Genomic DNA, 18,533 nt, shown 5'->3' with positions numbered 1-18,533 from the left:
GTCCGCAACGCCACTCGAACGGTAACCCGACAACCGTCCTGTCTGCCGCACGGACTGCCGTCCATGTCCGATTTGCCCAGCTCAGAGGATCAGGACGCCGGCGCCGCTGCACACGCCGCCTGATCCGCGTCATGCGGTCGGCGGGGCCGGCGGTCTGCGGCACCACGTCGCGCAGGAGGCGGCGCAGCGCCTGTTCCGTCTCGTGCCACTGCTCGTCAGGTGCGGCGCGCATGGTCCTCACTCCCCTCCACGGGACGGCAGCCCGGCCCCGACTCCCGCACCGTGCAGGCCCCCTGCCATCGCGCTCCCTTCCCGGTTGAACTCCTCACTCCTGTTCCAACCAGGTGGGGCGCCGTTCGGTTGCCCGGGGAACACCCGCCGCCGACCAGGCCTCCCGCCCCGAACCGTGATGTGCGTCACATCGCCGGAAACGGCTCGTCCCTGAGCGGTGGTCCACCGGGTTGAGGACGTCAACGGGGCGCATCGCCCCGCCGTGACACCTTTCGAACGAAGTGATGGAACGACATGGCTCCCACACCCACCACGCGTGCACTGCGGCCGGCCGCGGCCGCCGGTGTCCTCGCGCTCACCCTGGCGCTCGCCGGATGCACCCAGGGCGACGGCGGTTCCGCCGCACCCGCCGGCTCCTCCTCCGACGGCCACACGTCGCCCTCGCGGGCCGCCGTCAACGGTGAACTGACCGTTCCCGAGGGAGCCGACGAGGGGACCAGACAGCAATACGTGTCGCAGAACACCATTGCCGCCTGCATGCGGAAGAAGGGCTTCACCTACACGCCGCACGTGTCGGGCGTGGAAACCGCCGCCATCCCGGTCGACGGTCAGGATTACGAACTGGCCAAGAAGTACCGCGACAAGTACGGCTTCGGCTTCTTCGCGGGCGCCGTCTACCCGGACGACCCCGACGTCCCCGGCAGCAAGGCCCACGAGGCCCGGGAGATGACCAACCCGGACGAGGCCTACCTCAACGCACTGTCCCCGGCCCAGCGGAAGGCCTACGACAAGGCGATGGGCACCGCGAAGCAACTCGCGAGCGGGAAGAAGGTGATGCTCCCGGGATGTGTGAAGGAGGGGATCGAGAAGGCCTACGGGCCGGAGAAGTCCCAGGCCGAACTCGACCGTGAGCACGCCGCGAACGAGGAGCGGGACCGCGCCGCGAAGCAGGCCCTCAACGGGGATCCCCGGTTGATCTCCCTGGCGCAGCGGTTCGCGTCCTGCCTGCGTGACGAGGGCATCGCGGTGACGACGACGCAGCCGACCGCCATCGGGGACATGGTGAAGTTCGCGACGGCCCAGCAGACTCCGCAGGACGGCGTCCAGAAGATGGACCAGGACACGGCGCGGGCCAAGCTCGCCCAGGAGATCACCATCGCCCGCAAGGACCTGGAGTGCGGCAAGGAGTTCCGGGCCGCCTACTTCCCCAAGCTCGCCAAGCACCCCCTCTACGGGATCACCGGATGAGCCGGCGTCTGCCGAGCGGCCCGAACGGGCGCGGCAAGCAGGTCGGGATGATCGTGGGCGTCGTCGCGCTCGTCGGCGCGGGCGGCTGGTTCGCCGGTACCCAGATGCAGTCGCCCGCCGACGCCGCCGCCTCGCGCCGGCCGCCGGAGGCGGGTCCGGTCACCGTCGCCGTGGAACGCCGGAAACTGACCGCGAACGTCATCGCTCAGGGCGGCGTGGAGTTCGGGGCACCGCACGGGGTGTCGCTGTCCGGGTCCGTCGGGTCCGCGGGCGGTTCCGGGGACGGTGAGGCGACCCAGCGGGTCACCAGGCTCCCGCAGGCCGGTGCCACACTGCGCGAGGGCAGCGTCCTGATGCAGGTGAACGGCCGTCCGGTGTTCGTGCTGCGCGGCTCGGTCCCGATGTACCGGGCCCTCGGCCCCAGCAGTTCGGGCGACGACGTCAGGCAGTTGCAGAGCGCGCTGCGCAGGATCGGGCACGATCCGGGAGCCGTCACCGGGAACTACCGGCAGGGCACCGCGTCGGCGGTGACCCGCTGGTACCAGGGCAAGGGGTTCACGCCGCAGCAGCCGGGCGTCGCCGACCAGCAGCAGCTGGGCGACCTGGAGGCCGCCGTCACCGACGCGCAGCTCGCGGTCCTCGCGGCGCAGGGCGGCGGAGCCGACAGCGGGGGCGAAGGCGGAGGCGACAGCGGGGCTGACAGCGGCAAGGCCGGTTCCGGCACGGCGGGCCCGCCGGCCTCCGGCGAGGCGTCGGCCCTCGAACTGCGCTCCGCGCGGCAGCGGCTGGACCGGGCCAACGCGGCGCTCAGCGCGTTCACCGCCACGTACGGCACCAAGGTCCCGGCGGGCGAAGTCGTCTTCCTGCCCGATCTGCCGGTCCGGGTCGACAAGGTCAAGGTGCGCCTGGGTGACACCCCGGCCGGCGAGGTCGCCACCGTGACGAGCTCCGACGTGGTGGTGCGGGCGGTCGTGCCCGGAGCCGACGGCTCCGCGTTGCGCGAGGGCATGACCGCACGGATCGAGACGGCGGACGGCACCCGTGTACGCGGCGTCGTCGCGCAGGTGGGCGGCGCCGGGAACCAGGCGGACACCGGAAAGGACGGCGACGGCACCGGCGCGGACGCGAAGGACGAGGGCGGGACCGAACCCGGTGCCGACGCCGGCGCGGAGCCGGGCGCCGACCCGTCCGCTCCGGTCCAGCTGGTGATCTCCGTACCCGAACCCGGCCCGTTGAAGGACCAGGCGGGCGGCACCGCCAAGGTGACCATCGAGGTGGGCGCCTCGAAGGGCGCCGTCCTGGTGGTGCCCGTAGCCGCGGTCCACACCAGCGCCGACGGCAAGGCCCGGGTGCGGGTGGACCGCGACGGCGAGGTGGTGAACGTGCCCGTCACCGTGGGCCTCTCGGCCGCCGGGCAGGTCGAGGTGAGGGCGGACGGCGGCTCGCTGGACGAGGGCGACCAGGTGGTGGTCGGACGGTGAGGCGCAGACCCGTACCGCCCCGCCCGGCCCCTGAGCAGGCGCCGGACCCGGACACCGTGATCCGGCTCAGCGGCCTGAGCCGGGTGTTCGACACCGACCCTCCCGTGCACGCCCTGCGCGACGTGCACCTGGAGGTCAGGAGAGGGGAACACCTGTCGATCGTCGGCCCCTCCGGCTCGGGGAAGTCCACGCTGCTCAACACCCTGGGCCTGCTGGACCGGCCCACGTCGGGCAGCTACTGGCTCGACGGGGTCCTCACCAACACCCTGAGCGATCCCGAGCGTACGGCGCTGCGCGGTGCCCGCATCGGCTTCGTGTTCCAGTCCTTCCACCTGCTGCCGTACCGGACCGTGGACGAGAACGTCATGCTCGCCGAGACCTACCGGACCCCTCGCCCGGGCCGTGCGCGCCGCACCCGTGCCGAGCGCGCCCGGGCCGCACTGACGCGGGTCGGACTCGGGCACCGCTTCGGCTTCCTGCCGGGCCGCCTGTCCGGCGGCGAACGGCAACGGGTGGCCATCGCCCGGGCCCTGATGGGCGAGCCCGCCCTGCTGCTGTGCGACGAGCCGACGGGCAACCTCGACAGCGAGAACACCGAGTCGGTGCTCGCGCTCTTCGACGAACTGCAGGCCCAGGGCATGACGTTGCTCGTGATCACCCACGACGACGCCGTGAGCGGGCGGGCCGGCCGGCGGGTGCGGATCCGCGACGGCATGCTGCGGCAGGAGGGCGCATGAGGCCCGGCATCCGTGGCGTGCGGCGCCGCGCCCCCGCCCACGAGCGCCCCTTCATGGACCCGCGGGACCTGTGGTCGGAGTCCCTGGCCGGGGTGCTCGCCCGCCCGGTCCGTTCCGCCCTGACGACCTTGGGTACGGTGCTGGGCATCGGCACGCTGGTCATCACGATCGGCGTGGCCTCGACGGCGGCGAACCAGATCGTCGGCCGCTTCGACGCCCTCACCGCCACCTCGGTGACCGTCGTGGTGCCGGCCCCGCAGCCGGGGTCCGCCGACCCGCCGCTGGTGGACTGGCCGGGTGTCGAGGCGGTCGAGCGCCTCGCCGGTGTGCAGTCGGCCGCCGCGCTCTCCGATTCCGAGGACAGCGCGAACGTCCAGGTCCGGGCGAACGACGTGGTCGCCCCCGGCGCGCTGACCGAGCAGACCCTGGCGGTCGTCGCCGCCACCCCGGCGCTGCCGGAGGCGGTCCGCGGCACGATGGCCACCGGCCGGTTCTTCGACACCGGTGACATCGCACGTCACGACCGGGTCGCCGTCCTCGGCGACCAGGCGGCCCGGCTGCTGGGCATCGACGACGTACGCGACGCCCCAGCCGTCTTCTTCAAGGGGCAGTCGTACACGGTGATCGGCGTGCTCGGCGGGTTCCAGCGCGAGCAGCGCCTGTCCGCCTCGGTGATCCTGCCCCCGACCACGGCGGCGGACCGGATGGGCATGGACAACGTGACCCGGGTCCTGGTCAACACCTCCCTCGGCGCGGCCCGGCAGGTCGCCCGGCAGGCGCCGATCGCCCTGTCCCCCGGACACGAGGAGGCGCTCACCGTGACCGCCCCACCGGACCTGTCCAAGGCCAGGAAGGGTGTCCAGGGCGACGTCAACGGCCTGTTCCTGGTCCTCGGGCTGGTCTCGCTGGTCGTGGGCGCCATCGGCATCGCCAACGTCACCCTCGTCACCGTGATGGAACGCGTCGGCGAGATCGGGCTGCGCCGGGCCCTGGGCGCATCCCGGCGCCAGGTGGCCGGGCAGTTCCTGGCGGAGTCCACCACCATCGGACTCCTCGGCGGCGTCGTGGGCGCGGCCCTCGGCGTGGTGGTCGTCGTCAGCGTGGCCGCCGTGAAGGACTGGACGCCCGTCCTGGACCTCCGCCTCGCCCTGGGCGCCCCGGTCGCCGGCGCCCTGGTCGGCCTCCTCGCCGGCCTCTACCCCGCCCTGCGCGCCGCCCGGATGGAACCCGTGGATGCCCTCCGCGCCCCGTCCTGACCCCGCGCCGCCGCGGGCCCCGGGCGGACGGCGCGTCCGCCCGGGGCCCGCGGTGCCCGTCAGCCGCCGCGTAGCCTGGCCCCATGGTGCAGAGCAGGGCGGCGGACGTCGACGGCTACCTCTCCGAGGTCCCGGAGGAACGCAGGGAGGCGCTGGTCAGGCTGCGTGAGCTGTGCCGGGCCGAACTGAAGGGGTTCGACGAGGTGATGGCGTACGGCATGCCCGTCTACGAGCGCGGGGGCACGGCCGAGATCGCCTTCGCCGCCCAGAAGCAGTACATCTCCTTCTACCTCATGCGCGCCGACGTCCGCGCGGCCTTCGAGGACCGCCTCGCCGGGCAGGACATGGGCAAGGGCTGCCTGCGGTTCCGCACGCCCGAGCGCATGGACTTCGACCTCCTGCGCGACCTTCTGCGGGCCACCGCGGCCGAGCCCGGGGCGAGCGGGACCGGTGGGTGAGGACGACCGCCGGTGGGCCTGGGGCTGGCACGGGCCGTTGAACATCGCGGCGATGCATCTGAGCGGAGTGCTCCTGCCGGCGGGCTTCATCATGCTGACCCTTGCCGGTGCCGACGCCATCTCCTACGGGCAGACCTTCGTGCTGATGCTGTGGATCGCGATGGTCCACGTCCTCGTGCAGATCCCCGTCGGGGCCCTGGCTCCCGCTGGGCGGCCCGGGGTCTCGCGCGCCGGGCCGTCGCCGTCGCCGTCGTCACCGCCGGAGCGCTCACCTGGATCCTCGGCCTGCTCGCCGGCTCCGGCGCCGGCAGCGTGCCGCCGTTGTGGTGGTGGCGGACCTGGGCCTGTCTCTGCGTCTCCCTGAGCGCCTACGTCTGGCTCTGCACCCTGCGGCGTTCCACCGTTCGCCGCCTCGCCGGCCGCGTCAGATCGTGGGCCGAGACCGCCGACCTGTGGCTGATGCTGCGCCTCCGCCGCCGCAGATGAACCCCAGTCACGTTGAGGGCGTCGGCGCCGAGCCGCAGTGCCTGGAGGATGTCGGTGGGGGTCATCACCCCGGCGAGGACCGGGAGTCCGAGCTCCCGGCCGGTGGCGATGCCCTCGCTGACCGCAGGGGTGACGAGGAAGGCGGCGCCGGCCTTGTGGGCGTCCCGTGCGTCGGGCGCTGAGCACGGTTCCGGCCCCGAGGGTCGCATCCGGGCCGAGCGCTGCGCGCGCCCGGGCAGGGACGGAGGCCGCGATCCGCTCCGGGACGGAGAACTCGGCGGCGCAGGCCGGGCACGTGGTGCGGCCGGACAGGTAGGTCAGATGCTCGGCGGCCGCGTGCTGCCCGGCCTCGGTGGCCAGGCGGTGGAGCCGGGACGCCGGCTACGCGAGCGCGGCGGCCGGGGTAGGGCGGACGCCGGTCTGCACCTCGCGCCTCCACGTCCGGTCCGGATCGTGGAGGCGGCTGCCCCTGCGCGTGTCGTCCAGGTCGATCTCCAGGGGCGCCGCGCACGAAGGGCACACCACCTCGTGGGTGTCGGGGACCACGCGCTGGTGCCACACCGGTACCCCCCTCGAAGGCCAGGAGGGCCTGCAGGGCGTAGAGGTACTCGCCCTCCTCGCCGTCGAAGGGCTGCGCCACCAGGTGCCGCCGGGTCACCCGGCGCATGTCGTCGAGCTCTGCCGCGCAGTGCGCGCGGACGTGTCCCGGCTCGTGGAGTTGCCCCTCCTCGCCCACGATCCGGCCGGCCGGTGCGAGCGCCGGCCGGGACTTCCCCGGCCGGCGGCCGGTGGCGATGTCCGCGAGAACGGGCAGCAGGGCCGCGAAGCCCGCCGGGTACACCGTCCCCTGATGGCAGAGCCGCCCCGCCGTCCGGGGTGCCGGACGGCGGGACGGTGCGGCGCGCTCAATCCCGGCTCGTGCCCCGCTCATTCCTCCGTCGGTCCGAGGTCGGGGGTGTCCCGCAGGTCGACCGTCGCGCGGGCGGTGGCGTGCAGTTCGAGGACGACGAGTTCGTTCGTGCCGGGCCGCAGGACCGGGCCGGGGACGTAGAGGCGCCGCTGGGGGCCGCGGGACCAGTGGCGGCCCAGGGCGAAGCCGTTGATCCAGGCGTTGCCCTTGGTCCAGCCGGTGAGGTCCAGGTAGGTGTCGGCGGGCTGCTCCACCTCGAACACCCCGCGATGGAACGCCGGCCCCACCGGCTGCGGGCCGCCGGTGGTGAAGGTCAGGCCCGACAGGTCGTCCAGGGGCAGGGGCCTGCTGCTCCAGCCGGACAGTTCGGCGCCGTTGGCGGTGACCGTGCCGGTGAGGCCCTTGCGGTCGTGGATGCCCTCCCCGTAGTTGACGCGCCCCTGGTTCTCGACGAGGACCGTCAGGGTCGCTCCGCCGGCCGGCACGGTGACGGCCAGGGCGCCTTCGTGCAGTTCACGTTCGAGGACGCCGACGGCGGCGCCGTCGAGGAAGACCTGTGCCCGGTCCGCGATCGCGGCGAAGTGCAGCAGGGTGGGGCCCGGGTCGCGCAGCGCGGTCTCGTACAGGACGAAGCCGAAGTCCTGGCCGAGTTCCTCCATGGTCAGCGGGCGCGGCCCGGTCACCGCCTGGCCGAGGTGGCCGGCGGAGCCGAGCAGCGGGGCGTTCGCGGTGAGCCGGACGCCGAGGAGGTTGAGCTTCTTGGACGGCTCGGGCAGCGGCTCGTCGGGGACGGTGGTGTGCCGGGCGAGGACGTCGCGGAAGGCGAGGTACTTGGGGGTGATGTCGCCGGCCTCGTCCAAGGGCGCGTCGTAGTCGTAGGAGGTGATGGTGGGGCGGTAGGTGTGCTTGTCGTTGGCGCCGCTGGTGAAGCCGAAGTTGGTGCCGCCGTGGAACATGTACAGGTTGACGCTCGCACCGGCCGACAGCATCTCGTCGAGGTCGGCGGCGGCCGACGCGGCGTCACGGATGACGTGCACACCGCCCCAGCGGTCGAACCAGCCGTTCCAGAACTCGGTGCACATCAGCGGCCCGTCGCCCTGGTGCTCGCGCAGCGCGGCCAGGCCCTGTGCGGGGCGGCTGCCGAAGTTGACGGTGCCCAGGACGCCCGGGATGCTGCCGCGGGCGAGGTCGGCGGGCTGGTCGCAGGTGAACAGGGGGACGTCCACACCGCCTTGGCGCAGCTTGTCCTGAAGGTGCGTCAGGTAGGCGGGGTCCTCGCCGTAGGCACCGTACTCGTTCTCGACCTGCACCGCCAGGACGGGCCCTCCGTTGGTGGCGAGGTAGGGGACGACCAGCGGCAGCAGCCGGTCCAGGTAGTCGTCCACGGCGGTCAGGTAGCGCGGGTCGGCGGTGCGCAGGCGGATGCCGGGCGCGGCGAGCAGCCAGGACGGCAGTCCGCCGCCCTCCCACTCGGCGCAGATGTACGGGCCGGGGCGCAGCAGCACGTGCAGGCCTTCGTCCTGTGCGAGTTCCAGGAAGGCCGGCAGGTCCAGGCCGTCCTCGGTGCGGAAGGTGTGCGGCCGCGGCTGGTGGAGGTTCCACGGCACGTAGGTGTCGACGGTGTTGAGTCCGAGCAGCCGTGCCTTGCGCAGCCGGTCACGCCACTGGCCGGGGTGGACGCGGAAGTAGTGCAGGCCACCGGAGATGATGCGGAACGGCTCGCCGCCGAGGCGGAATTCGTTCCCTTCGATCCGCAGTACGGGCATGGGCCGTGCTCCTCCAGTGGAGTCGAGTTCTGGTGCGTGTGGTGCGTGCAGTGCGTGTGGTGCGGTCGCGGGGAGCTCGCCGGTGCCGGCGGGGACGCCCGTGACGGGATGTTTGCGTTGCCATCGCGACGATGCGGTGACCACGGGGGAACCGTCGGGGGGTTGGGCTCAGCGACCGCGCGGCGGCGGCGCGGTGCTGCTGCGCACGACCAGGCTGGTGGGCACCAGCGTGGTGCCCCGCTCCGCCTCGTCCTTGCGGATCTGCCGCAGCACCCCGTCGACGCAGCGCCGGCCGACCTCGGCGAAGTCCTGGTGGATCGTCGTCAGCGGCGGCATGTACGAGGCGGCCTCGGGGATGTCGTCGAAGCCCACCACGCTGACGTCCTCCGGCACCCGACGGCCCTGCTCGCGCAGCGCACGCAACAGGCCGAGCGCCATCTGGTCGTTGGCCACGAACACCGCCGAACAGCCCGGGTCCCGCGCGATGCGCAGCCCGGCCCGGTAACCCGACTCCGCGGACCAGTCCCCGCGCAGCAGCGGCGGCACCTCGCGCCCCGCCGACTCCAGGGCCGCCCGCCAGGCACCCACCCGGCGCTCCGCGGCGAACGACTCCTTCGGGCCGGCGACGTGCCACACCGTGCCGTGACCGAGACCCAGCAGGTGTTCCACGGCCGCCCGGGCACCGCTGGCCTGGTCGGTGTCGACCACGCAGTACCGGTCCCCGGCGTCGGAGTCCACCACCACCACCGGCGCGGTCGGCGGCAGGGCCACCGTCATCGCGTCCAGCAGATGGACCTCCATGATCATGACGACCCCGTCCACCGCCAGCTCCCCGAGCCGGGTGAACGCGCCCTGGACCCCGTCCTGCGTGGGCACGGTGACCGGCAGCAGCGTCGTGGCGTAGCCCTCCCGGGCCGCGGACGAGGCCACGGCCTCCAGCGTGCGCATGTTGCCGGTGCTGGAGAGGTTGAACAAGATGACGCCGATGGTGCGGAACTCGCCCCGCTTGAGGGCCCGGGCCGCGCTGTTGGGCCGGTAGCCGAGCTCCTTCATCGCGGCCAGCACCTGCTGCCGGGTCTCCTCCAGCACCCCGGGGAAACCGTTGGAGACCCGGGAGACGGTCTGCGCCGAGACACCCGCCAGCTTGGCCACGTCGGCCATCGACGCACCGCGCCGCCGCCGCTGCGCACCCGCCGCCGAGCTCTGTCCGGTCCCGTCCACGTGCGTCGTACACCTCATACGTTTCACTGCCGTTGGTGGTCAGAAGTCTAGGGGGCCGAGCTGCGCGGACCGGCGGTCCGCGGGCCCCCCTGGCCGGCGCCGGCGCTCCCTCGAAGAGGGCCGCCGGGGCCGGCCGCGGATCGTGAGGGGGCGTCAGCCGCCGATGCTGAAGCCCTGGTCCTTGCCGTACTTCACCGAGGCGTCCTGCCAGGTGCCCAGCGCGTCGGACAGCGGCGTGGAGGACACGTAGGCCTTGCCGACGGTGTCGTTGAAGATCGAGTTGGCGTACACCTGGTACGGCAGGTACGACCAGCCCTTGACGACGTCCGCCGCCGACTTCGCGAAGATCTCGTTGGCCTTCTGGCCGCCGAAGTAGGGGAACGAAGTGTCCAGGAACGCCCGGGAGTTCAGGTCCGCCGTCGTGGCCGGGAAGGCACCGCCCTTGATGCGGGCCTGGACGCCGGCGTCCTTGTTCGCGTACTTGATGAAGGCGTAGGCCAGGGGCTTGTCCTTGGCCGCCTCCATCACCGCCAGCGAGCTGCCGCCGTTCTCCGCGCTGGCGCTCTGGCCCGCCTGCCACTGCGGCAGCGCCGCCGCACGCCAGTCACCGGACGCCGAGGGGACGCCGGAGACGAAGTTGGCGGGCATCCAGGCACCGGTCGACAGCGTGGCGATCGTCCCGTCGGCCAGGCCCTTGTACCACTGGTCGCTCCAGGACGCGATCGGCGCGAGGAGCTTCTCGGAGATCAGCTTCTGCCAGACCTCCGTGAACTGCTTGGTGCCCGCGTCACCGAAGTCCACGTCCACCTTCGTGCCGTCCACCGCGTACGGGTGACCGCCGGCCTGCCAGATCAAGCTGGTGACGAAGCCGGCGTCACCGGTGTCGTTGGTGATGTACGCCTTCGGGTCCGCCTTGTGCAGCGCGCGGGCCGCGGTCAGGTACTCGTCCCAGGTCGTGGGCACCGCGATCTTGTACTTGTCGAGGACCTTCTTGTTGTAGAACATCGCCATCGGCCCGGAGTCCATGGGCAGCGCGTACACCCCGCCGTTGACGGCCACGGAGTTCCACGGGCCGGGCGAGTACGCCTTGGACAGGTCCTTGGCGCCGTACGGGCTGAGGTCGGTGACCGACTTGCCGAGCGCGAACTGGCTCAGCGCGTAGTACTCGATCTGTGCCACGTCCGGCGCCCCGGAGCCGGCCTGCACCGCGTTCTGCAGCGCGGTGTACTGGTCGTTGCCCGTGCCCGCGTTGACCAGCTTCACCTTGACCTTCGGGTACGTGGCCTGGAAGTCGGTGACCACCTGCTTCAGCGTCGGCTCCCACGCCCACACCGTCAGGCTGCCGCCCTTGTCCAGCGCCGCCTCGACGCTGCCCGCGTCCGCGGCCTTGGCACCCGAGCCGGACTCGTCGGAGGAACCGCAGGCGGTCAGGGACAGCGCCGCCGCGCAGAGCACCGCGATCGCCTGCGCCGAACGGCGCAGTGGCTTGTTCGTCATCGCATCTCACTTCGTTGTGGTGATGGTCTGCGGCACCGCCCGTCGCCACGGCACGGGTGTGCCGGGCGCAGGACCGCAGGGGGAGGTGGGTATGGCGCCGCCGCGCCGGTGATCACTCCTTGACGCTGCCGGCGGCGAGCCCGGACTGCCAGAAGCGCTGCAGGAGGAGGAAGGCCGCGACCAGCGGCACGATAGTCAGCAGCGAGCCGGTGACCACCAGGTTGAACACCGGCTGCCCGCCCGCGGTGGCGGCTTGGGCGTTCCAGGCGTTGAGCCCCAGGGTGAGGGGGTACCAGTCCGGGTCCTTGATCATGATCAGCGGCAGGAAGTAGTTGTTCCACGTCGCGACCACGGTGAAGAGCAGCACGGTGACGATGCCGGGTCCCAGCAGCGGCAGGCTGATCCTGAAGAAGGTGCGGATCTCCCCCGAACCGTCGACCCGGGCGGCCTCCAGCAGCTCGTCGGGGATCGCCTCGGAGGCGAAGACCCACATCAGGTAGAGGCCGAACGGCGAGACGAGCGAGGGCACGATCACCGCCCACGGGGTGTTGGTCAGGCCCATCTTGCTGAACATCAGGAACGTGGGCACGGCCAGCGCGGCACTCGGCACGGCGACCGCGCCGATCACCACCGCGAAGACCGCGCGCTTGCCGGGGAAGTCGAACTTCGCCAGGCCGTAACCGCCCAGCACGGCCAGGAACGTCGCGCCCCCGGCGCCGACCGCCACGTACAGCAGGGTGTTGAGCAGCCACCGGACGAAGATGTGGTCGTCGTAGGTGAGGGTCTGCCGGATGTTGTCCCACAGGGCGAAGTCACCGCTGAACCACAACCCGAAGGAGTCCAGCAGGCTCTTCTGGGTCTTGGTCGCGCTGAACAGCAGCCAGGCCAGCGGAACCAGGGTGTAGACCGCCACCAGCGCGGTCAGGACGGTGAGCAGGACGCTGCGCCGGGGCCGGTCGGAGGAGTGCCGCCGGCCGGCCGGGCGCTCGGACGGTGCGGCGCCGCGGCGCTCGCGCTGCGGGGCCGTGGCGGCCGCCTGGGTGCTCGCCTGGGCCATCGTCAGGCCTCCTTGCGCATGCCGCGCAGCTGCACGACGTAGGCGATGATCATCGTGACGACCCCCATGACGATCGCGACGGTCGCCGCGTAGTTGTGCTGCTGCCCGGAGAAGGACAGCGAGAAGGTGTAGAGGTTCGGCGTGAAGTACGTCGTGATGGCGTTGGGCGCCAGCGGCTTGAGGATGCTGGGCTCGTTGAACAGCTGGAAGCTGCCGATGATCGAGAAGATCGTCGCGATGACCAGGGCCCCGCGGATCGCCGGGATCTTGATGGAGGTGACGATCCGCAGCTGGCTCGCGCCGTCGATCTCGGCCGCCTCGTACAGGGACCGCGGCACGACGTGCAGCGCCGAGTAGAAGATCAGCATGTTGTAGCCGACGAACTCCCAGGTCACGATGTTGCCGATGCTCGCCAGCACCAGTCCGGGCGACAGGGGGTTCGGCAGCGAGGCACCGAAGGCGTCGTTGATGTCGGCGACCAGGCCGAAGCGGTCCCCGTACATGAAGCCCCACATCAGCGTCGCCACGACCGCCGGGACCGCGTAGGGCAGGAAGATCGTGATCCGGAAGAACTTCCGGCCGTGCAGCCGCCCGCTGTCCAGCGCGAGGGCGACCAGCAGCGCGATGCCCAGCATGACCGGCACCTGGACGCCGAGGAACAGCGCGACGTGGCCGAGGCCGGACCAGAACTGGCCGTCCTGGAAGGCCTGGACGTAGTTGTCCAGACCGACGAAGGAGGTCCCGCCGATGAGGCGGTCGCGGAACAGGCTCAGGTAGATCGAGTAGCCGATCGGCGCCAGGAAGACCAGTGTGAAGACGATCATGAACGGTGCCACGAAGCCCCATCCCAGCCAGCGCCGGCCCCGGCGTCCTCGGGGAGGAGCGGCCCGGCCGGTGCCCGGTGGCGGCGGTATGGCAGCCATGATCCCATCCTTCACATCGTCGTGCGGGGTCCCGCCACATCGGGCGGGTCCGGGATGGTTGCGCAAACATCAGCGACCGCAGCCGACGCACGTTTACGCAAACATTTGATGGACGCGATGTTGGCACCGGCCATCAGGACACGTCAAGGGCCCTCACGCGGTTCCTCCCCGGCACCACCCCGCCAGGCCGTCCCCGCACGTCAACAGCCCTTTAGCCGGACCCACTTGACCACCGCCGGCCCGCACAGCGGACCGGCGGCACACACCCTCACTCCGTACGCAGCCCGTCCGCCCGCATCATCCGCCACAACGGCGGAAGGCTCAGCACCGCCACCACCAGGACCGCCACCGCACCGATCCCGGCATACGGCAGGAACACCCACCAGTCCCGCACCGGCTTCACCACGACGCCCAGCATCGCCCGCCCCAGGACCAGCCCCCCAACGATCGCGACGACCGTACCCGCCAGCACCGGCACCGCCGTCTGCCACAGCACCGACCACGCCAACGTCCTGCGCCGCGTACCGAACGCCACCAGCACCGACAGCAGACGCCGACGCTCCCTCAACTGCTCCACCTGCGCCACCAGCATCCCCGCCGCGATCAGCACGACCGTCAAGGTCCCCCCGACCCGCAGACCCGTCTGCACACTGGAGTACTGCCGGTCACGCTGCACGTTCACCAACCCGCCCACCCGCAGCATCGGATCCACCCGCGCCGCGGCATTGCGCAGGTACTCCGCCGCATCGGGAACCCGGCGGTCGATCGCGACGGACGCGAACGTCGACGCCTGCGGCAACCGGTGCCCGGCCAGCGCCCCCGGAGTGGCCAGGATGCCGTCATGGACCTCGCCCACCGGATCCCGGACCGCCACCACCGCCCGAGCCGTCACCGGCAACGTCCACGACTCGCCCTCCGAAACGCCCTCCGAAACGGCGTCGAGATCGATCCGCCCACCCGGCCGGGCAGCCTCATCGGTGAGGAGGTTCGCCTCCCGGGCCCGCCGCGACGCACCCGGCCGGTGCGCCACGAAGGCATCACCGTCACGGCACGAAGACAACGAGGCCAACGACCGCAACGTCGCACAACTGCCCACCGTCAACGTGGTGACGGACCCCGGCCCACCACCCGCATCCGGACGACTCACATACGCCTCGACCGTGGCGACCACCCGCCGCACACCCTTGACCTGCCGGAACTCCTCGGCCATCCGCTCCGCCAGGACCGGATCGCCCACGCTCTCCGAAGCCGCGGCAACCCGGAAATCCGCACGCACGACATCGGCAGGAGCGGAAGACCCACGCCCCGCCTTCGGAGCGGACGGCGAGGCGAAGTCCTCCTGCATGCCGCCGAACACCATCTGCAGCGCGATCGCACCGGCCACCGCCACGGTGATGCCGCTCACCGCCCGCGACGCCGTCCCACTGCTCAACTGCAACCGGCGCACCGCGAGCTGCCACGCGACCGGCCCCCCGCGCAGCCGCCTCACCACGGCCTCCACCAGCCACGGCAACAGCCCGGTCAACCCCACCAGGACCAGCACCGCACCCAGCGCGACCGGATACACACCACCCGACCCCAACTCCCCGTCCGCCGACCCCGTCAGCATCAGCACACCGACACCGACCACAGGACTCACCAGCCGCCACCACAACCGACGCGGCCGCAACGTGGCATGCCGCACGACCCCCAACGGCTCGATCGCCACCGAACGCAGCGCCGACAGGGTGACCACAACCGCCCCCACCAGGATCGCCACCACGATCAGTCCCGCCAGCAGCAGGTCAGGGGCGACATCGGCAGGAAAAGCACTCACGCCCCACAGCCGCACCGACCCCGCCAGCCGGCGCGCCCCCAGGAACACCCCGGTACCGACCAGCAGACCCAGCACGGCGCCGAACAGCGCCTCACCCGCCGCGATCCGCCGGGTCATCCCGACATCCGCACCGACCAGCCGCAACGCGGCCAGCCTGCGGTCCCTGCGGTCCCCACCGAACCGGACGGCCGTACCGATGAAGACGCCCACAGGAACCAGCAGGACGACGCAGATCAAAGCGACCAGGACCACCAACTGCGGATCGAACCGCCCGGAGCCGGGGTCATGGCCGTACCCTGCGGACCTGATCGCACCCCCGCTCCTGGTGAGCGTGGCACTCCCCGCGTAGAAGCGCAGCTCCCCCGGTTCGAGCAGACCCCGGTCCGCGATGGTCCCGGTGATCCGGTAACCGAGCCGCTCCTTGAGCAGCGCGCCGGACGACGAGCCCAGCAGCTCGCGCAGAGCGGGCGAGACCGCCATCTCCCCCGGCCCGGGAATCCGTGCCACACCCGGCGGCGGCGGAGCACCGGGACCGTCCGGGCGCAGCAACTGCCCGCCGACGGCCTCGCCACGGTACTCGGTGCTCGCGTCGTACCAGAGGAACGTCGTGTCCGCGCGCCGCACCGACACCTCGCTCTCGAAGTTCGGCGTCTCACGCGCGTGCCCGCGCTCCGCGCGGGCGCCCAGGACGTTCGGCACCGCGGCGGCGAGGAACAGCAGAGCCACCCCGAGCCCGACGCCCACCGCGGTCAGCGCCGTACGGATCCACCCCTCGCGGCCCCCGGAGCCCGCCAGCCGCGCGCCGAGCCACAGATCTCCCAGCGCCGAACGGAACCGCCCCGGCGCGGCCCCGGCACCGTCACGGTTCATGCGGGGCCCCCTGGGCACGGAATGCCGTCGCGCGTGACGGCTCGGCGGTTGCGGGACGCGGCCTGGGGCGGGGGCGGCGCGAACGGGAGTCTGAGCGGGTCGAAGAACATGCAGTGAATATACACGCTGTCTATACACTCGATGTCTACCCACAAGGTGTCATTACAGTGTGCCCGCCCCTCCCCTTTATCGTCTTCACCGGTATCACATCTTGCCTGGTCAGAGCGCCCGTCGGGTCCGCCGGCCGATCCCGCGCACAGTGGCAGGAGTGTCGACACTGGTGCCGCGTCGAACGTGCGTCGCCGGGCTCGCAGGTGAACCCCAGGGCCGGCTCCGGGAGCCGCGGGACCTGGGGACGAGAATCTCTCGACCCCCGCATTACTTACGCTGGACAGGCTCCCCTGCGACCCCGTTTCCCTTGCGGAAACCCGCAGGTGGCGCGCCGTTCCCCCACACCGCCGACGTGACCGGGCCGAAGGCGCGCGGGCGCGGCTCAATCATGTGGACTGGTCAAGATCTCCTGCCGTAATGTCCTCCTGCCCGCCGCTCGACGGGCACGTCTCCATGTTGTGTCCCTGGGGGGATTCCATGTCGCTCAACCCTGTCGGGCCGCCGCCCGGGGCTCCGTACCCCGTACCCGCCGGGCCTCCGGCGACCTCCGCCGTGCTCCGTTCCCCGCTGGGTCTGGCGGCCGCGGTGACGGTGCTGCTGTCGCTGGTGATCGCGGTCGATGTGCTCGCCATCGCCGCGGAGGCCGCCCGCTACGCCCTCATGGGCACGGCGGTCGCCGACGAACTCGCCACCGTCGACCCGTCCGCGCTGAACCGCTCGGACCTGTGGACGGGCTCCGCCGCGGTCCTGCAGGTCATCGCCCTGGTGGCGACGACCGTCGTCTTCGTCGTCTGGTTCCACCGGGTCCGCTCCAACGGCGAGGTGTTCGCCCCCAACGGGTTCGAGAAGGGCCGCGGGTGGGCGATCGGCGGCTGGTTCATCCCCATCGGCAACCTGTGGATCCCCTTCAGGGTCGCCCGCGAGACCTGGGTCGCGAGCTCCCAGACGACGCAGGACGGCCGCCTTCGGCCCGCCGACTCGGGCCCGGTCTCCTACTGGTGGGCGGCGTGGATAGCCTCCTCCGTGCTGGGCCGGCTCTCGGGGGGCATGTTCGACGAGAGCTCGGGCTACGCGGACGACCTCCGCGACGCCGCCGGCTTCGCCATCGCCGTGGACGGCGTGGACATCCTCGCCGCGGTCCTCGCCATCCTGTTCGTCCGCAAACTGACGGCCATGCAGCACCGCAAGGCCACGGAAGGCCCGTTCGCCCTGTCCTGACCCGGGCCGCGACCTCGTCGGGCGGGGGCGTCGGGCCCGTGGGGGTGGCGTGTCAGCGTGCGGTCAGCGCCCTGTCAGCGGGGGCGGGCAGTGTGCGGGCATGGACACCGTCACCGCGGAGCGATCCGCCCCTCCCGCCGCCGCCCGTCGCCTCCGCACCGCGGGCCCCGTGCCTTCCGCTCCGGCCGCGTTCGTGCGCTTCGCCGTGTGCGGCGGCGGTGTGGGGCTGGCGTCCTCCGGAGTGCTGATGGCGCTGTCGGGACCGGTGCCGTTCGCCCTGGCGAACGCGGTGGTGACCGTGGCCTCGACGGTGCTGGCCACCGAGTTGCACGCGCGCTTCACCTTCGGCGGGGGCCGCGCCGGGTGGCGGGCGCACCTGGAGTCGGCGCTGACGGTCGTGGTCTGCTACCTGTTCACCACGGCCGCGATGCTGCTCCTGCAGGCGGTGTGCGCCGCCCCCGGCGTACTGCTGCGGCAGTCGGTCTACTTGGCGGCCTCCGCGCTGGCCGGGGTGGGCCGCTTCTTGCTGCTCCGCGCGGTGGTCTTCGCCGGGCGGGGCGCCTCCGCCGCGTCGGTGTGGCGCAGCGACGCGGCGTACATCTCGTCGGGGTCGAGCCGGCGCAGCTCCTCGGCGATGAGCTCGGCGGTCGACCGCACCTTCAGCGCGAGGTGCCGGCTGGGCTGCCCGGGGATGGTGAGGTTGGCCAGCGGGCCCTCGGGGCGGTCGATGTGGATGTCGCCGTCCGCGGTGCTCAGCCGGACCGCGGTGACGACCGGGCCGTCGGTGACGACGCGCTCGACGGGCACGCGCAGCCGGTTGCCGAGCCAGCGGGCCAGGAGTTCGGCGCTGGGGTTGTCGGCCTCGCTCTCGACGGCGGCCGAGATGACCCTGGCCCGGGCCTGGTCGAGCGCGGCGGCGAGCATGGACCGCCAGGGCGTGAGCCGGGTCCAGGACAGGTCGGTGTCGCCGGGGGTGTAGCCGGCGGCACGGGTCTTCAGCTCCTCCAGCGGATGCTCGACGGCGTACGCGTCGGTGATCCGGCGCTGCGCCAGCGCGCCGAGGGGGTCGGCGGCGGGGTTGGCGGGTGCGTCGACCGGCCACCACACCACCACGGGGGCGTCGGGCAGCAGCAGCGGCAGGACCACGCTGTGGGCGTGGTCGGCGAGTTCGCCGTGGAGGCGGAGCAGGACGGTCTCGCCGGTGCCGGACTCGCCGCCGACGCGCACCTCGGCGTCGAGGCGGGCGC

Annotated in this window: 15 protein-coding genes and 1 pseudogene; 7 read left to right on the top strand and 9 right to left on the bottom strand. The window is 72.3% G+C overall.

Annotation, left to right across the window (positions count from 1 at the left end; translation table 11 throughout):
* Nucleotides 1-232: pseudogene (locus ABZ312_RS43595) on the bottom strand (hypothetical protein); the annotation flags it as partial.
* A 293-nt stretch (nucleotides 233-525) separates the two neighbouring features.
* Between ABZ312_RS43595 and ABZ312_RS43590 the strand changes: the two are divergent.
* From ABZ312_RS43590 to ABZ312_RS43565, 6 genes are all read left to right on the top strand, one after another.
* Nucleotides 526-1,479, top strand: coding sequence for a hypothetical protein (locus ABZ312_RS43590; RefSeq protein WP_500326981.1), 954 nt, complete (start codon nucleotides 526-528; stop codon nucleotides 1,477-1,479).
* A complete protein-coding gene (locus tag ABZ312_RS43585; protein ID WP_500326979.1) occupies nucleotides 1,476-2,960 on the top strand; it encodes a peptidoglycan-binding protein in 1,485 nt (494 codons plus the stop codon). Before ABZ312_RS43590 ends, ABZ312_RS43585 begins: the two co-directional genes overlap by 4 nt.
* Entirely contained in the window at nucleotides 2,957-3,697 is a 741-nt protein-coding gene (locus tag ABZ312_RS43580) for an ABC transporter ATP-binding protein (protein WP_500326977.1), read from the top strand. The genes ABZ312_RS43585 and ABZ312_RS43580 overlap by 4 nt, the downstream gene beginning before the upstream one ends.
* Complete coding sequence (locus ABZ312_RS43575) at nucleotides 3,694-4,953, top strand: ABC transporter permease (RefSeq protein ID WP_500326975.1); 1,260 nt, start codon at nucleotides 3,694-3,696, stop codon at nucleotides 4,951-4,953. Before ABZ312_RS43580 ends, ABZ312_RS43575 begins: the two co-directional genes overlap by 4 nt.
* Nucleotides 4,954-5,036: 83 nt before the next feature.
* On the top strand, nucleotides 5,037-5,411 hold the full coding sequence (locus tag ABZ312_RS43570; RefSeq protein ID WP_500326973.1) for an iron chaperone: 375 nt from the start codon (nucleotides 5,037-5,039) through the stop codon (nucleotides 5,409-5,411).
* Between the two features lie 150 nt (nucleotides 5,412-5,561).
* A complete protein-coding gene (locus ABZ312_RS43565) occupies nucleotides 5,562-5,897 on the top strand; it encodes a hypothetical protein (protein WP_500440078.1) in 336 nt (111 codons plus the stop codon).
* A gap of 381 nt (nucleotides 5,898-6,278) precedes the next feature.
* Here the strand turns inward: ABZ312_RS43565 and ABZ312_RS43560 are convergent, their stop codons facing one another.
* The 7 genes from ABZ312_RS43560 to ABZ312_RS43530 all read right to left on the bottom strand — a co-directional run bounded on the left by ABZ312_RS43560 (nucleotide 6,279) and on the right by ABZ312_RS43530 (nucleotide 15,957).
* Nucleotides 6,279-6,458, bottom strand: a complete 180-nt coding sequence (locus tag ABZ312_RS43560) for a hypothetical protein (protein ID WP_500440077.1) — start codon at nucleotides 6,456-6,458, stop codon at nucleotides 6,279-6,281.
* A gap of 366 nt (nucleotides 6,459-6,824) precedes the next feature.
* Nucleotides 6,825-8,573 carry a glycoside hydrolase family 35 protein gene (locus ABZ312_RS43555; RefSeq protein WP_500440076.1) on the bottom strand — a complete coding sequence of 583 codons (1,749 nt, stop codon included), beginning with the start codon at nucleotides 8,571-8,573 and terminating at the stop codon, nucleotides 6,825-6,827.
* Nucleotides 8,574-8,741: 168 nt separating this feature from the next.
* Nucleotides 8,742-9,794 (bottom strand): LacI family DNA-binding transcriptional regulator, encoded by a 1,053-nt coding sequence (locus ABZ312_RS43550; protein ID WP_500326966.1) that lies wholly within the window; start codon nucleotides 9,792-9,794, stop codon nucleotides 8,742-8,744.
* A 153-nt stretch (nucleotides 9,795-9,947) separates the two neighbouring features.
* Complete coding sequence (locus ABZ312_RS43545; RefSeq protein ID WP_500326964.1) at nucleotides 9,948-11,291, bottom strand: ABC transporter substrate-binding protein; 1,344 nt, start codon at nucleotides 11,289-11,291, stop codon at nucleotides 9,948-9,950.
* Nucleotides 11,292-11,403: 112 nt separating this feature from the next.
* A complete protein-coding gene (locus tag ABZ312_RS43540; RefSeq protein ID WP_500326963.1) occupies nucleotides 11,404-12,348 on the bottom strand; it encodes a carbohydrate ABC transporter permease in 945 nt (314 codons plus the stop codon).
* Nucleotides 12,349-12,350: 2 nt separating this feature from the next.
* Nucleotides 12,351-13,271 carry a carbohydrate ABC transporter permease gene (locus ABZ312_RS43535; protein WP_500326961.1) on the bottom strand — a complete coding sequence of 307 codons (921 nt, stop codon included), beginning with the start codon at nucleotides 13,269-13,271 and terminating at the stop codon, nucleotides 12,351-12,353.
* 268 nt (nucleotides 13,272-13,539) lie between these two features.
* Nucleotides 13,540-15,957, bottom strand: a complete 2,418-nt coding sequence (locus ABZ312_RS43530; protein ID WP_500440079.1) for an ABC transporter permease — start codon at nucleotides 15,955-15,957, stop codon at nucleotides 13,540-13,542.
* A 588-nt stretch (nucleotides 15,958-16,545) separates the two neighbouring features.
* Between ABZ312_RS43530 and ABZ312_RS43525 the strand changes: the two genes are divergently transcribed.
* Nucleotides 16,546-17,286, top strand: a complete 741-nt coding sequence (locus ABZ312_RS43525; protein ID WP_500326959.1) for a DUF4328 domain-containing protein — start codon at nucleotides 16,546-16,548, stop codon at nucleotides 17,284-17,286.
* A 483-nt stretch (nucleotides 17,287-17,769) separates the two neighbouring features.
* Here ABZ312_RS43525 and ABZ312_RS43520 read toward each other — a convergent pair.
* Nucleotides 17,770-18,533: glucose-6-phosphate dehydrogenase assembly protein OpcA (locus tag ABZ312_RS43520; protein ID WP_500440075.1), on the bottom strand; the 764-nt coding region annotated here is incomplete at its 5' end.

The sequence above is a fragment of the Streptomyces sp. NPDC006207 genome (assembly GCF_040613835.1).
Classification (GTDB): domain Bacteria; phylum Actinomycetota; class Actinomycetes; order Streptomycetales; family Streptomycetaceae; genus Actinacidiphila.
The sequence above is the reverse complement of the archived record's forward strand: the minus strand, read 5'-3'. Positions and strand labels throughout refer to the sequence as shown.

Coding starts and splice junctions, on each gene's coding strand:
- ABZ312_RS43590 (WP_500326981.1), top strand. CDS start 526: ATGGCTCCCACACCCACCACGCGTGCACTGCGGCCGGCCGCGGCCGCC.
- ABZ312_RS43585 (WP_500326979.1), top strand. CDS start 1,476: ATGAGCCGGCGTCTGCCGAGCGGCCCGAACGGGCGCGGCAAGCAGGTC.
- ABZ312_RS43575 (WP_500326975.1), top strand. CDS start 3,694: ATGAGGCCCGGCATCCGTGGCGTGCGGCGCCGCGCCCCCGCCCACGAG.
- ABZ312_RS43570 (WP_500326973.1), top strand. CDS start 5,037: ATGGTGCAGAGCAGGGCGGCGGACGTCGACGGCTACCTCTCCGAGGTC.
- ABZ312_RS43555 (WP_500440076.1), bottom strand. CDS start 8,573: ATGCCCGTACTGCGGATCGAAGGGAACGAATTCCGCCTCGGCGGCGAG.
- ABZ312_RS43545 (WP_500326964.1), bottom strand. CDS start 11,291: ATGACGAACAAGCCACTGCGCCGTTCGGCGCAGGCGATCGCGGTGCTC.
- ABZ312_RS43540 (WP_500326963.1), bottom strand. CDS start 12,348: ATGGCCCAGGCGAGCACCCAGGCGGCCGCCACGGCCCCGCAGCGCGAG.
- ABZ312_RS43535 (WP_500326961.1), bottom strand. CDS start 13,271: ATGGCTGCCATACCGCCGCCACCGGGCACCGGCCGGGCCGCTCCTCCC.
- ABZ312_RS43530 (WP_500440079.1), bottom strand. CDS start 15,957: ATGAACCGTGACGGTGCCGGGGCCGCGCCGGGGCGGTTCCGTTCGGCG.
- ABZ312_RS43525 (WP_500326959.1), top strand. CDS start 16,546: ATGTCGCTCAACCCTGTCGGGCCGCCGCCCGGGGCTCCGTACCCCGTA.